The 12,887-nt window shown below is 74.2% G+C and carries 12 protein-coding genes and 1 pseudogene; 7 read left to right on the plus strand and 6 right to left on the minus strand.

Translation table 11 applies throughout. The features are described 5' to 3' along the window. The first annotated feature begins 231 nt into the window (after positions 1–231). Positions 232–1,149, plus strand: coding sequence for a class I SAM-dependent methyltransferase (locus HYQ63_RS31960; protein ID WP_179937269.1), 918 nt, complete (start codon positions 232–234; stop codon positions 1,147–1,149). 47 nt (positions 1,150–1,196) lie between these two features. Here HYQ63_RS31960 and HYQ63_RS46130 read toward each other — a convergent pair. After that, positions 1,197–1,307: pseudogene (locus tag HYQ63_RS46130) on the minus strand (LysR family transcriptional regulator); the annotation flags it as partial. Between the two features lie 12 nt (positions 1,308–1,319). After that, positions 1,320–2,093, minus strand: coding sequence for a peptidyl-tRNA hydrolase (locus tag HYQ63_RS31965; protein ID WP_306664851.1), 774 nt, complete (start codon positions 2,091–2,093; stop codon positions 1,320–1,322). 70 nt (positions 2,094–2,163) lie between these two features. On the opposite strand from HYQ63_RS31965, the gene HYQ63_RS31970 reads away from it, so the two are divergent. Beyond that, positions 2,164–3,186 (plus strand): ATP-binding cassette domain-containing protein, encoded by a 1,023-nt coding sequence (locus HYQ63_RS31970; RefSeq protein WP_179937271.1) that lies wholly within the window; start codon positions 2,164–2,166, stop codon positions 3,184–3,186. Continuing rightward, positions 3,183–3,851 (plus strand): ABC transporter, encoded by a 669-nt coding sequence (locus tag HYQ63_RS31975; RefSeq protein WP_179937272.1) that lies wholly within the window; start codon positions 3,183–3,185, stop codon positions 3,849–3,851. The genes HYQ63_RS31970 and HYQ63_RS31975 overlap by 4 nt, the downstream gene beginning before the upstream one ends. A 59-nt stretch (positions 3,852–3,910) precedes the next feature. On the opposite strand, the gene HYQ63_RS31980 is transcribed toward HYQ63_RS31975, so the two are convergent. Together HYQ63_RS31980 and zapE are read right to left on the minus strand one after the other, a co-directional pair. Next, positions 3,911–5,323, minus strand: coding sequence for an alkaline phosphatase PhoX (locus HYQ63_RS31980; protein WP_179937273.1), 1,413 nt, complete (start codon positions 5,321–5,323; stop codon positions 3,911–3,913). Positions 5,324–5,437: 114 nt separating this feature from the next. Beyond that, the gene (gene zapE / locus HYQ63_RS31985) at positions 5,438–6,544 is read right to left on the minus strand and encodes a cell division protein ZapE (protein ID WP_257232274.1); all 1,107 of its coding nucleotides are present in this window, start codon (positions 6,542–6,544) and stop codon (positions 5,438–5,440) included. A gap of 66 nt (positions 6,545–6,610) precedes the next feature. Here zapE and HYQ63_RS31990 point away from each other — a divergent pair, with 66 nt between their 5' ends. The 4 genes from HYQ63_RS31990 (at position 6,611) to msrB (ending at position 9,990) form a co-directional block, all read left to right on the plus strand. Then, complete coding sequence (locus HYQ63_RS31990) at positions 6,611–7,411, plus strand: pyrimidine reductase family protein (protein WP_179937274.1); 801 nt, start codon at positions 6,611–6,613, stop codon at positions 7,409–7,411. An 86-nt stretch (positions 7,412–7,497) separates the two neighbouring features. Further along, positions 7,498–7,983 carry an indole-3-glycerol phosphate synthase gene (locus HYQ63_RS31995; RefSeq protein WP_179940703.1) on the plus strand — a complete coding sequence of 162 codons (486 nt, stop codon included), beginning with the start codon at positions 7,498–7,500 and terminating at the stop codon, positions 7,981–7,983. A 149-nt stretch (positions 7,984–8,132) separates the two neighbouring features. Then, positions 8,133–9,554, plus strand: coding sequence for a UDP-N-acetylmuramate--L-alanine ligase (gene murC / locus HYQ63_RS32000; protein WP_179937275.1), 1,422 nt, complete (start codon positions 8,133–8,135; stop codon positions 9,552–9,554). A gap of 28 nt (positions 9,555–9,582) precedes the next feature. Further along, positions 9,583–9,990: a peptide-methionine (R)-S-oxide reductase MsrB gene (gene msrB, locus HYQ63_RS32005; RefSeq protein ID WP_123103251.1), complete on the plus strand. Its 408-nt coding sequence runs from the start codon at positions 9,583–9,585 to the stop codon at positions 9,988–9,990. Here the strand turns inward: msrB and treZ are convergent. Continuing rightward, on the minus strand, positions 9,950–11,770 hold the full coding sequence (gene treZ, locus HYQ63_RS32010) for a malto-oligosyltrehalose trehalohydrolase (RefSeq protein ID WP_179937276.1): 1,821 nt from the start codon (positions 11,768–11,770) through the stop codon (positions 9,950–9,952). The two genes, msrB and treZ, sit on opposite strands and share 41 nt — an antisense overlap. Before the next feature lie 96 nt (positions 11,771–11,866). Beyond that, positions 11,867–12,775, minus strand: coding sequence for a GNAT family N-acetyltransferase (locus HYQ63_RS32015; RefSeq protein ID WP_179937277.1), 909 nt, complete (start codon positions 12,773–12,775; stop codon positions 11,867–11,869). Positions 12,776–12,887: the final 112 nt, after the last annotated feature.

Here is a 12,887-nt window from a genome sequence, read left to right on the forward strand (position 1 = left end):
CCGACGCTAGGCGTTCACCGGCCGCCGGGCCCGTGTCCGCGCCGTCCCGTCATCGGTCCGTAAGACCTCATTCCGGATGCTCTCCGTCCACTTACCCCCCGTGCCTGCTCGCTCGCCCGGTGTTCCGGTCACAGAAAACACACAACCGTGACGTCCCGGCGTTGCCTGTCACTGCCAGCGTGGCCAGCGATTCACGTCTCTCCCGACCGCCTCCGAGGAACAGAGAGCACCATGACGGCCACCACCGCCGAAGCAGCGCAGCGCCCCCGCAGCCTCAATGACGTCAAGGGGTGGTTCCCCAGCCTTGACCAAGTGCTGTTCGACTTTTTCCTGAGGCGCCAGGAGCGCCTCGGGGAACACGGCGACCTCCTCGAGATGGGCGCCTACATGGGCAAGAGCGCCATCTTCACCGCCGCGTACCTGCGGGCCGGTGAGCGCTTCACGGTCTGCGACCTCTTCGACGCGGAGGACGCGCCGGACGAGAACAACGCGGCGGAGGCCCGGAAGTCGTACTCCACCCTCACCCGCACCGCCTTCGAGCAGAACTACCTGGCGTTCCACGACGAGCTGCCCCACATCATCCAGGGCACGACCTCCGTCGTGCCCAGCCACGTGGACGACAACACCTGCCGCTTCGTCCACGTCGACGCCTCGCACCTGTACGAGCACGTCGAGGGCGACATCGGCGCCGCGCGCGACGTCCTGCTGCCCGGCGGCATCGTCGTGCTCGACGACTTCCGCTCCGAGCACACCCCCGGCGTGGCCGCCGCCGCGTGGGAGGCCGTCTTCAACCGCGGACTGCGGCCCATCTGCCTGACCACCCAGAAGCTCTACGGCATGTGGGGCGACCCCGGCCCGATCCAGGACGAGATGCTCGCGGACGACGCATGGCGCCGCGGGATGCACACCAGCAGGCAGGAGATCGCGGGCAGCCGGGTGCTGAGGTTCTCCGGAAAGCCCAAGAACCCGGCGGCACCGCGGTCCCGCTACGCCCTGGAGGCGCCCGCCTCCGCCCCCGCCGCCAAGGCGGGCCGGGCCCCGGCCGCCCCGGCGTCCGCCCCGCGCCGCCCCAGCCAGGTCCGGCGCCTGGCCGCCGATGTGCTCCCGCCGGTGGTGACCCGCGCGATCCGCAAGCGCCGCCGCGCCTGACCCGGCCGCGCGCCCCGGCTGGCCGCCGCCTTCCGGCGACGGTCACGCCGGGGGTGCCAGGCCATGCCGATGATCACCGGCGGCAGCGGCAGGGGGATGTCGAGGAGGTGCAGGCCGAGAGCGGTGGCGGCGCCGGGGGGAGTGGGGACGAGGCAGACCGGCGGGACTTCCTAGGGCCGGCGCAGGGCCGGGTGGTCCGCCACCACCGTGCAGGACCCCGGTGCGATCTCGGTGAAGCCCGCGTCCCGTACGACCGGCAGACCGCTCCGGGTGAGCGCGCTCCACCGCTCGGCCGACGCCACCCGCACCGCCAGCGGGAAACCGGCCTCGCGCCAGGCCGCCCGCTGGGCGTCGTCCAGCTCCCACCACGCCAGCTGCGCACCGTGCCCGGCCTGCGCCATCGCCTTGCCCGCGGACATCCCGACCTCCGGGCTCAGCCACAGGACCGGCCCGGCCGGGTCCGGCGGGGGCGGTGGCGCGGGATCGTCCAGGTCGGTGCCGGAGACCTGGAGCTTGGCCAGCTCCTTGGGCCAGCCGTCCAGCGGCACCGGCGGGAACACCCGCACCTCGGCCGCCGGGCCGTCGCCCCCGGCCGCTTCCGCACGGCCCGTGAGCGTGATGCCCGGCAGCGTCTGGGCGCGCCGCCACTCCGCGCCCCGCGCCCGCCGTACGACCTTGCGGATCCGGGCGTCCTGCCAGTCCCGCACGGCCTCGGCCCACTCGCCGTCCTCCGCGGTCGACCGCTCGTCCGACAGCAGCACCAGCACCGCCCGCGCCGCCGTCTCCAGGGCGTCCGTACGGGCCGGGGGCGCGGCCTTCTCGATCCGCACCACCAGGGGCAGCACGAACTGCGGTGCCGCGTCCCGGTCCGTCTCCGCGTGCCGGAACGGACTGCTGCGCGGGACGGGCGGAGGGCTCGTGGGGAGGGCATCTGAGCTGGTCACGCGGTCCAGTCTGCCAGCACCCGCCGACAGCGGCGGCGGGCCGCCGCCCGAGTGCCTATGCTCAACCAGCATGAGACTGCGAGGAGTCGGGCGCCGTTACGGCCTGGCCGGGCCCTGGGTGCTGCGCGGCGTCGACCTCGATGTGCCGGCCGGTTCGCTGACCCGGGTCGAGGGGACGAACGGCAGCGGCAAGTCCACCCTGCTGCGGCTGCTCGCCGGAATCGACGCCCCCACCTCGGGCCGGATCACCGGCCGCCCGCGCACCGCGTACGTCCCCGAGCGGTTCCCGGCCGAGCTGCCCTTCTCCGTGCTCGGCTACCTCACCCACCTGGGCCGGATCCACGGCCTGGGCCGGTCCGAGGCGGCGCGCGGGGCGGGGGAGTGGCTGGAGCGGTTCGGCGCGGACGAGTACGCGGCCACCCCGCTCGCCGAGCTGTCCAAGGGCACCAGCCAGAAGGTCGCCGTCGCCCAGGCGCTGCTGGCCGCGCCCGCCCTGCTCGTCCTCGACGAGGCCTGGACCGGCCTCGACCGGGCGGCGCGCGGCGTTCTGGACGAGGCGGTCGCCGAGCGGGTCGCCGACGGCGCCGCGGTCGTCTTCGTCGACCACGACCCGCGCCGCCTGGCCGGGGCCCCGGACGCGGTGTTCCGCGTCGCGGACGCCCGCCTGGAGCCGGTGCCGGTCCCGGCGGCCGGGGGCCCGCCGCCGTCCGGTGCGGCGCCGGTCCCGGTAAGCGGGCCTCTGCCGGACTCCGGAGCGTCCGCTGCCACCGCCGGACCACGGGTCCGCATCGAGGCCGAGCCTCCGCCGGGAGCCACCCTCCCGCCGAACCTCCCCGGCGCCCCACGGTACGAGCCCGCACCCGGGCCACCCCCCGTGCCGGGCCCCCGCGACGAGACCGGGCCGGGCGCACCTCCCGGGCCGGGCGGGCAGGACATCTCCCCGCAGGCCACCCCCGGCGGCGATCCGCGGCTTGTGCGGCTGACCGTCGCCGCAGCGGACTCCGATGACCTGCTTCGGGCCCTCCTCACCACCCGGCCGCCCTGGCACATCCGCGCGGTGACCGAGGTCCCCGCAGATCCGGAGGCCGCATGATCGCCCTGTTGCGCTATCAGGCCGCGCTGCTGGTCCGTTCGCAGCGCTGGCTGCCGCCGTTGCTCCTCTACGTCGCCTTCATGGGCATCGGGGTGCAGGCCGGGCAGCCGATCCTGGACTCCTTCGGGTTCGCCGCCGCCGGGGTGCTGCCGGTCGCGGCCTGGCTGGTGCGGGTGTGCGTCACCAACGAGCCCGCCGCGGCGCGGTCCTGCGCGGCCGCCGCGCAGAGTCCGGGCCGGGTGCATCTGGCCGGGGTGCTGACCGCGCTGGGCGCGGCGGTCGTCCTCGGGGGTGCCGGGACGCTGTTCGTCGCGCTGGTCGGCGATCCGCGCAGTGCGGACGGCCGGGTCGGGGTGCCCGTGGCCCCGGCGACCGTCGCCGGGCTGCTGGCCGCGCTCGCCTGCGCGCTGCTGGGCACGGCCGTGGGCGCGCTGTGCAACCGGCCGCTGCTGCGCCGCCCCGGCTGGGCCATCCTCTCGACCGCGCTCGCCGCGCTGCTGGTGTCCGTGGTCGGCGCCTCGCCCGCGAACGCAGCCGTATCGGGGCTGGTCAACGGTTCGCGGAGCGGCACCGTGACCATGCCGCTGCTGCCCCTCGCCGTGACCGCCGTGCTCGCCGCCGGGGCGACGGCGATCGCCTGTGCGCTCAGTTCGCGGCGGCAGTGACGGTGTGCCTCCTGCCCCGTACGGACGGACGGGGCAGGAGGCACAGCGCACACGCGTGCTCAGTGCCGCCAGGGCCCGGTGATCGCGAAGGTGGTGCCCGGGGTGTAGCAGTTCACGTACATCGTGCGGCGGTCCGGGGCGAAGGTGACGCCCGCGAACTCACCCCACTCGGGCTCCTCGTCGGTGCCGATGTTCTGGCGTCCACGGGCCATCGGGTAGACCTCGCCGCGCCGGGTCAGCCCGTAGACGTGCTGGGCGCCCTCGCCGTCCTCGCACACCATCAGCCCGCCGCTGGGGGCGAGCGTGATGTTGTCGGGTGATTCGCCGGGCAGCTGGATGTCCGTGTCCGGCCCGAAGACGATCACCAGGGTGAGCCGGTGCCGCTGCGGGTCGTAGCGCCAGATCTGACCGAAGTGGTCGGCGGCCGAGCCGTCCGCGCTCTTGGCGAAGCTGGAGACGAAGTAGACCGACGTCCCGCCCCAGTAGCAGCCCTCCAGCTTCTGGGCGTGGGTGATGCCGCCCGGGCCGAAGTCCTGGAAGCGGATGGGGGTTTCCGTCGCGAGCGGGTCGGGGACGGTGACCCACTCGATGCCGCTGAAGGACGTCCCCGGCTCCTGGACGGTGGACAGGTCGGCCACCCCCGGCACCCGCAGGGCCTGGAGCTTTCCGCCCGCGCGCAGCGACCCGGTCCCGCCGAGGGGTTTACGGGGCAGGAAGCGGTAGAAGAGCCCGAAGGGCTTCTCGAAGGCGTCCTCGGTCTCGTAGACGACCCCGCTGCGCGGGTCGACGGCGATCGCCTCGTGCTGGAAGCGGCCCATGGCGGTGAGCGGTACGGCGCCGGTGCGGCGCGGATCGTACGGGTCGACCTCGAAGATGAACCCGTGGTCCTTGGTGTAGCCGTTCGTACCGGCCTTGTCCTCGGTCTCCTCGCACGTCAGCCACGTGTGCCAGGGCGTGGGGCCGCCCGCGCAGTTGACGGCCGTACCGGCGATGGCGACCCGCTCCGACTGCACCCGGTTGGCGGAGTCGAGCGCGAGGGCGGTGCAGCCGCCCATGCCCATCGGGTCGTAGGTGAGGCCCTTGACGGCGGGGACGCGGATCGCGGCGTCCTTGCGGTTCTCATGGTTGCGGACCAGGTGCGTACGGGCACCTCTGCCGCCGGCCCGGCCCGGGAAGGCGGCCATGCCGTCGCAGTGGCTGGGGACCTTGCCCTCACCGGAGCGCAGCGCGTCGCCCTCGCGGGACAGCACGCGGTAGCGGAAGCCCTCGGGGAGGTCGAGCAGGCCGTCCGGATCGGGCACGAGCGGGCCGTAGCCGCCGCGCCCGGCGGCGTCCGCGGCGTCCGCGGCCGCCCCGTCCGGGCTGTCGGCCGTGGCCGTACCGGCGAAGAGTTCCTGGATGCTGCCGGTGAAGGCGATGGAGGCGCCCAGCGCACCGGTACGGCCCAGGATCTGACGTCGTGTCGCTGACATGCGGTAACTCCCTGCTGGCGGACAGGAAAGATGACCGCACGTGTGTATCACGCGCCCCCGGCGTGCGGGAACCATCTGATCAATACGACGCGCGGGTGCCCCGGCCGGAAAGTCCTACGCCTCGGCCAGTTGCCTCGCGTCCCGGGCGAGCGCGGTGAGGCGGGATATCGCCCGGAAGTACTTCTTGCGGTAGCCCCCGTTCAGCATCTCCTCGCTGAACAGCTGGTCGAACGGCACCCCGGAGGCCAGCACCGGCACCTCGCGGTCGTACAGCCGGTCCGCCAGCACCACCAGCCGCAGCGCGGTCGACTGGTCCGGCACGGGGCCGACCCCGGTCAGGCAGACGGCCTGGACGCCGTCGCACATCGCGCCGTAACGGCTCGGGTGCACCTGGGACAGGTGCTCCAGCAGGGCGGGGAAGGCGTCCAGGGAGGCGCCGGGCGTGCGCTTGGCCGCGCGGGTGACCACCTCGTCGGCGTGCGGGGCGGGGGCCTCGGGCAGCCCGCGGTGGCGGTAGTCCTCGCCGTCGATGCGCACCGGCTGGAAGTGCGCGGACAGCCCCTGGATCTCGCGCAGGAAGTCGGCGGCGGCGAACCGGCCCTCGCCGAGCTTGCCGGGGAGGGTGTTGGACGTCGCGGCGAGCGCCACGCCCGCCTCGACCAGCTTGCCCAGCAGGGTCGAGACGAGGACGGTGTCGCCCGGGTCGTCCAGCTCGAATTCGTCGATGCACAGCAGCCGGTGCTCGCTCAGCGTCTTCACGGTCTGCTGGAAGCCGAGCGCGCCGACCAGGTTCGTCAGCTCCACGAAGGTGCCGAACGCCTTCTGCTCGGCCGCGGCCGGGGTGGCGTGCCACAGGGAGGCCAGCAGATGGGTCTTGCCGACGCCGTAGCCGCCGTCGAGGTACACCCCGCGCGGACCGCTGGGGGCGGCGGGCTTGGCCGCCCGGCGGAACCACTGTCTGCGGCCGCCCTTGCCCGCGCCCGCTCCGCCGCCGCCCAGCCGCTCGGCGAACCCGCGCAGCACGGTGACGGCCTCGGCCTGGCTGGGCTGGTTGCGGTCGGGGATGTAGTTGTCGAAGCTCACCGTGGCGAACCGGGGCGGCGGCACCATCTCGGCCACCAAGCGCTCGGCGGGCACCTGCGGCGCGCGGGCGGTGAGGGCGATGGGGGCTTCGGCGGCTATTGAGCCTGCCGAGCCGGACGTGGTGATTGGTGCAGACACGGGTGTCCAGGGTAGTCGCTTTTCCCGAGCGGACCGTCCCGGAGGGAGCCATGTCACACTGCGGCCATGCGACGCCTGTTCCCCTTGCCCACCGAATTGCCCACCGAACGTTCCACTTCGTCCACCGAGCCGTGGGGGCTCGACGAGCTGGCCGACGCGTACGCCTATCCGGAGCGGCCGCAGAGCCCCTCGGGGGCGTATCTGCGGGCCAACATGGTGTCCTCGCTGGACGGCGCCGCGCACCACGACGGCCGGTCGCAGCCGCTGTCGTCCGAGACCGACATGCGGATCTTCGGGGTGCTGCGCGGGCTCGCCGACGCGGTGGTGGTCGGCGCCGAGACCGTGCGCCAGGAGGGCTACCGGCCCGCCCGCGCCCGGGACGCCTTCTCGGCACGCCGGGCCGCGCTCGGCCAGCCCCCGGCGCCCGCGATCGCCGTGGTCAGCGCGAGCCTGGAGCTGGACTTCTCGCTGCCGCTGTTCACCGAGCCGCTGGTGCCGACCGTGGTGATCACCGGCGCGCAGGCCGCGGAGGACCGGGTCGAGGCCGCGAAGGCGGCCGGGGCCCGGGTGGTGCGCGCGGGGACCGGGCCCTCGGGGCGGGTCGACGTGGCGGCGATCCCGGCGGCCCTCGCCGAGCTGGGCCACACCCGGCTGCTGACCGAGGGCGGCCCCAGGCTGCTGGCGCAGTTCGTGACCGCCGGGGTGCTGGACGAGCTGTGCCTGGCGGTGGCCCCGCTGATGGTCGCGGGCGACGCGGCCCGGATCGCGAACGGTCCCCTGGCCGCGGAACCGGAGCAGTTCGCTCTCGCTTCCGTGCTGGAGGACGCCGGTTTCCTTTTCACCCGCTACCGTCGGATTTACCCATAGTTTTGCGCTAAACGGACTGCATTCCTACCGCTTCGATGAAGGCTTGAAGAACGAGAAGGGCGCACGTCGTGTTCACGAGCATTTTGATGATCGAAAAGCCGCTGACCCCCGCCGACGTGGAGTTCGTCACCACCCTGCACGGCGACGACCCGGTCTCCTTCGTCGTGCTGATGCAGCCCCGGGGCAGCAAGGACCGGCTGCTCCGCGCCATCGACGACATCGCCCTGGGCGAGCTGGAACAGGCCGCCCAGGAAGGCGAGGAGCCGGAGGGCAGCGCGGCGCTGGAGCCCGCCGAGCGGGCCCTGAACCACTCGGTGGCGGCCCTGCGCGCGGCGGGCAGCGAGGCCCGCGGCCACGTCGTGCAGCGGCGCCCGCTGGACGTCCTGCGCGGGGTGGTGGAGGAGACCGGCGCCGACGAGGTGATCGTCCTCACCGCGCCGCACTTCGTGGAGGAGTTCTTCCACCGCGACTGGGCCTCCCGGGCGCGCCACAAGGTCGGCGTCCCGGTGCTGAAGCTGTTCTCGCACACGGACGACGAGGTCGGCGAGGGGCAGGCCACCGCGGGCGGCTGAGCGCCGTACGGACGGCGTTCGGTCGGCGTACGCACCCGTACGGGAGGCGTACGCGGGACCGTACGGGAGGCGTACGGAAGGGACGCGGCGGGGTGCGAGAATCGGGCCGACAGAACCGAGAAGACCGCTCACCCAGGGGAGACCCGTACATGGCACCGGCCGGCATTGCCCCCGACGCGCTGGACCGTCCGCATTTCATCGGCATCGGCGGCGCCGGCATGTCGGGCGTCGCGAAGGTCCTCGTCCAGCGCGGCGCGCGGGTCGCGGGCAGTGACTCCAAGGACTCCCCGATCGTGGCGGCGCTGCGCGAGCTGGGCGCGACCGTGCACATCGGGCACGCCGCCGGGAACGTCGCGCCCGACGCCACCAGCGTCGTCGTCTCCAGCGCCATCCGCGCCGACAACCTCGAACTGGTCGCGGCGCGCGAGCGCGGCATCCCCGTCGTGCACCGCTCCGACGCGCTGGCCGCCCTGATGGACGGCCACCGCCCGATCGCGGTCGCCGGTACGCACGGCAAGACGACCACGACCTCGATGCTCGCCGTCTCGCTGCGCACCCTCGGCCTCGACCCGTCGTACGTGATCGGCGGCGACCTGGACGCGCCCGGCTCCAGCGCCGAGCACGGCGGCGGCGAGATCTTCGTCGCGGAGGCGGATGAAAGCGACCGCAGCTTCCACAAGTACGCGCCCGAGGTCGCGATCATCCTCAACGTGGAGCTGGACCACCACGCCAACTACGCCTCCATGGACGAGATCTACGACTCGTTCCGGACCTTCGTGGAGCGGGTCCGGCCGGGCGGCACCCTGGTCGTCTCCGCCGACCACCCCGGGGCCCGCGAGCTGACCGCCAAGGTCGCGGGCCGCGAGGGCTTGCGGGTGCTCACCTACGGTGAGGCCGCCGACGCCGACGTGCGGGTCCTGGACGTCGTCCCGCACGGGCTGACCAGCGAGGTCACCGTGCAGCTCGCGGAAGCCTTCGGGGGAGGGGAGATCACCTTCACCGTCTCCGTGCCCGGCCGCCACTACGCGCACAACGCCGTCGCCGCGCTCGCCGCGGGCGCCGCCCTCGACGTCCCCGCCCGCGATCTCGCTCCCGCGATCGCCTCGTACACCGGCGTCAAGCGGCGCCTCCAGCTCAAGGGCACCGCGGCCGGGGTGCAGGTCATCGACTCGTACGCGCACCACCCCACCGAGATCGCCGCCGACCTGGAGGCGATCCGCGGCGGCGCCGGGGAGGGCCGGGTCCTGGTGGTCTTCCAGCCGCATCTGTTCAGCCGGACGCAGGAGCTGGGCGCCGAGATGGGCGAGGCCCTGGCGCTGGCCGACGCGTCCGTCGTCCTCGACATCTACCCGGCCCGCGAGGACCCGGTCCCCGGCATCACCAGCGCCCTGGTGATCGACGCCGCCGCCCGCCACGGCGCGGACGTGGCCGCCGAGCACGACCGGTCCGCGATTCCCGGCCTGATCGCCGGAATGGCCAAGCCCGGTGACCTTGTTCTCACCATGGGCGCGGGAGACGTCACCGACCTCGGACCGGAGATCCTCGCCCGTCTACAGAGCCCGGAGAGCTGAGGCCGGAGAGCTGAGGAGGGTCCCGACCATGGCGTACGAGATCGACAAGCCGGATGAGCAGTGGCGCGCGGAGCTGACCCCGCAGGAGTACCACGTCCTGCGCGAGGCGGGCACCGAGCGCCCCTTCACCGGTGAATACACCGACACGAAGACCGAGGGCGTCTACTCCTGCCGGGCGTGCGGCGGGGAGCTGTTCCGCTCCGAGACGAAGTTCGAGAGCCACTGCGGCTGGCCGTCGTTCTACGACCCCGCGGACTCGTCCGCGGTCGAGCTGATCGACGACCGCTCGCACGGCATGGTCCGCACCGAGGTGCGGTGTGCCCGCTGCGGCTCGCACCTCGGCCATGTCTTCGCGGGCGAGGGCTATCCGACCCCGACCGACCAGCGGTACTGCATCAACTCCATCTCGCTGCGGCTCGCCCCCCAGGAGGGCTGACCCCCTCGGGAGGGCTGACCCTCAGCACGACGGCCGTCTCCGGCGGCAGCCGCACCGTGCCGTCGGGGCCCGGTGGCTCGACCGGCCGCCAGGCGGCGACCACCTCGGGGACCGCCTCGGGGACCCCGGCGGGGCACGGCTCCAGCCGGGCGTCCGCCGGGCGGTCGTGCGGGTTGAGGACGATGCACAGCGGGCCGCGCCGGAAGCCGAAGCAGTCCGGCCCCGTCGTCAGCGGGGCGCACGACCAGGCGGGGTCGGTCAGGGCGGGCTCGGCGCGGCGCAGCGCGATCAGCCGCCGGTGCCAGTCCAGCAGCGCCCGGTGCGGCTCCCGGTCCGGCTCCGTCCAGTCCAGACAGGACCGCAGCCGGGTCGCCGGGTCCTGTGGGTCCGGGATGTCCGCCTCCGCCCAGCCGTGGGCGGCGAACTCGCGGCGGCGGCCGCGCCGTACCGCGTCGGCCAGCTCCGGGTCCCGGTGGTCGGTGAAGTACTGCCAGGGCGTCCCCGCGCCCCACTCCTCGCCCATGAAGAGCATCGGGGTGAACGGCGCGCACAGCACCACGGCCGCCGCGCAGGCCAGCAGCCCGGGGGAGAGCCGGGCGGACAGCCGGTCGCCGGTCGCGCGATTCCCCACCTGATCGTGCGTCTGGGCGTAGCCGAGGAGCCGGTGCGCGGGGGTGGTGAGCGGGTTCAGGGGGCTGCCGTGGCGGCGTCCGCGGAACGCCGAGTACGTACCGTCGTGGAAGAAGCCGCCGCTCAGCGTCTTGGCCAGGGCCGCGGGCCCCTCGGCGGCGAAGTCGGCGTAGTAGCCCTGCCGTTCCCCGGTGAGAAACGTGTGCAGGGCGTGATGGAAGTCGTCGTTCCACTGGGCGTGCAAGCCGTGGCCGCCCGCCTCGCGCGGGGCGGTGGTGCGCGGGTCGTTCAGATCCGACTCGCCGATCAGGAACAGCGGGCGGCCGACCTCGGCCGCCAGCGCGTCCACCGCGGCGGACAGCTCGGCCAGGAAGTGCCGGGCCCGGGTGTCGTGCAGCGCGTGCACGGCGTCCAGCCGCAGCCCGTCCAGCCGGAAGTCGCGCAGCCAGGCGAGCGCGCTGCCGATGAAGTACGCGCGGACCTCGTCGGAGCCGGGCGCGTCCAGGTTGACCGCCGCGCCCCACGGGGTGTGGTGGGTGTCGGTGAAGTACGGCCCGAAGTCCGGCAGCCGGTTGCCGGACGGGCCCAGGTGGTTGTGCACCACGTCCAGGACGACGCCGAGGCCGTGCCGGTGCGCGGCGGCCACGAACCGGGCCAGCCCCTCGGGGCCGCCGTACGGCTCGTGCACGGCCCACGGCGCGACCCCGTCGTAGCCCCAGCCGTGCGTCCCGGGGAACGGGCACACCGGCATCAGCTCCACGTGCGTGACGCCCAGCGCGGCCAGATGCGGAAGCCGTGCGGCCGCCGCGTCGAACGTGCCCTCCGGGGTGAACGTCCCGATGTGCAGCTCGTACAGCACCGCGCCCGGCAGCGGCCGCCCGAACCACTCCCGCTCCCACGGGAACCGGGAGTGGTCCACCACCGCGCTCAGCCCCTCCGGGCCGTCCGGCTGGCGGCGGGAGCGCGGATCGGGCAGCGGGGGGCCGTCGTCGAGCGCGAAGCCGTAGAGCGTCCCGTGCCCCGCCGCGGCCTCGGTCCGCCACCAGCCCTCGCGGCCGGGGTCGCGCTCCATGGGCTGCGTACGGCCCCCGCCGCGGACGACATGAAGCCCCACCTGTCCGGCATGCGGTGCCCACACCTCGAACAGCACTGACGTCTCCTCACATCGTCACGCGGACGGGTTCGTGACCATGCTGCGGGATGCGGCACCGGGCGCGCAGCAGGGCGGCACCGGCCAGACGGGGTGTCAGACCAGGTCGATGCGCTCCTGGGTGATGGGGTAGCCCGCCCTGGCGAAGTGCGCGGCCATCGGCCGGTTGCCCCGGTCGGTCGCGGCGGCGATCCTCGTCGCGCCCCGTTCCACCAGGTCGTGGGTGCACTCCACGAGCAGGTCGTACGCGTACCCGTGGCCGCGCTGCCCGGCCACGACCCCGATGAAGCCGACGCACGGCCCGACCGGATTGTGCGCGGGCACCTGGATGCCGACCACCTCCCCGCCCGGCGTCCACGCCAGCCGCCACCAGTCGCGGGGCGACGGGAACCAGTGGAACAGCCGCAGGTTCTCGCGGACCGCGGCCTCGACGCCGCCCTCGGCGATGGCCCGCCGGTCGTGCGCGTCCAGCGTGCCCTGGTGGACGCGGCGCAGTACGTCGGCGATCACCGCGTCGTCGGGCTCCGGCCGGAACACCAGCCGCCCCGGCCGCTCGGGCACCCCGAGGTCGGGCGTCCACTCGTAGCGGTAGCGCTCGACCAGGGGGTTGAGGCCGCCCGCCACGGCCGCGTCGACCCGGGCCCGCACTGCCGCGCTCTCGTCCGGCCGGTCGCGCCATCCGGGCGGCGCCAGCAGGGCGTACTCGGTGCGCAGGGGAGCGGTGCGCAGCAGCTCCGCGGCGGCATCGGCCTCGCCCTCGGCGAAGTCGAACCAGTCCAGGGCGATGGGCGCGTCGTCGTCCGGCCCGCCCCACCACGCGGCGCGGGCCACGACCCGCTTCCCGCGCAGCGCCACCCAGGTCCACTCCGGGCGGTAGTCACCGCCCTGGCCGACGGTGGCGTAGGTGTGCCCGAAGCGGCCCCGGCCGACGAGCGCGGGGACGGACAGTGCGTGAAACAGATGCGCGTCGCTCTCGGTGAGCGCGCGGATGACCAGTCCGGTCATGGGGTTCCTTCCAGGAGGTGTGCGCTCCCGGTCGGATCGCCTGATCAGACGGGGGTACGCCCTGGAGGGAAGGGGCGGGAGCGCGGAATGACGAACGTACGCATGGCTCGAC

Source organism: Streptomyces sp. Rer75, from assembly GCF_013414305.1.
In the GTDB taxonomy this organism is placed as follows: Bacteria; Actinomycetota; Actinomycetes; order Streptomycetales; family Streptomycetaceae; genus Streptomyces; species Streptomyces himastatinicus.

Coding starts and splice junctions, on each gene's coding strand:
- HYQ63_RS31960 (WP_179937269.1), top strand. CDS start 232: ATGACGGCCACCACCGCCGAAGCAGCGCAGCGCCCCCGCAGCCTCAAT.
- HYQ63_RS31970 (WP_179937271.1), top strand. CDS start 2,164: ATGAGACTGCGAGGAGTCGGGCGCCGTTACGGCCTGGCCGGGCCCTGG.
- HYQ63_RS31975 (WP_179937272.1), top strand. CDS start 3,183: ATGATCGCCCTGTTGCGCTATCAGGCCGCGCTGCTGGTCCGTTCGCAG.
- HYQ63_RS31980 (WP_179937273.1), bottom strand. CDS start 5,323: ATGTCAGCGACACGACGTCAGATCCTGGGCCGTACCGGTGCGCTGGGC.
- HYQ63_RS31990 (WP_179937274.1), top strand. CDS start 6,611: ATGCGACGCCTGTTCCCCTTGCCCACCGAATTGCCCACCGAACGTTCC.
- HYQ63_RS31995 (WP_179940703.1), top strand. CDS start 7,498: ATGATCGAAAAGCCGCTGACCCCCGCCGACGTGGAGTTCGTCACCACC.
- murC (WP_179937275.1), top strand. CDS start 8,133: ATGGCACCGGCCGGCATTGCCCCCGACGCGCTGGACCGTCCGCATTTC.
- msrB (WP_123103251.1), top strand. CDS start 9,583: ATGGCGTACGAGATCGACAAGCCGGATGAGCAGTGGCGCGCGGAGCTG.
- HYQ63_RS32015 (WP_179937277.1), bottom strand. CDS start 12,775: ATGACCGGACTGGTCATCCGCGCGCTCACCGAGAGCGACGCGCATCTG.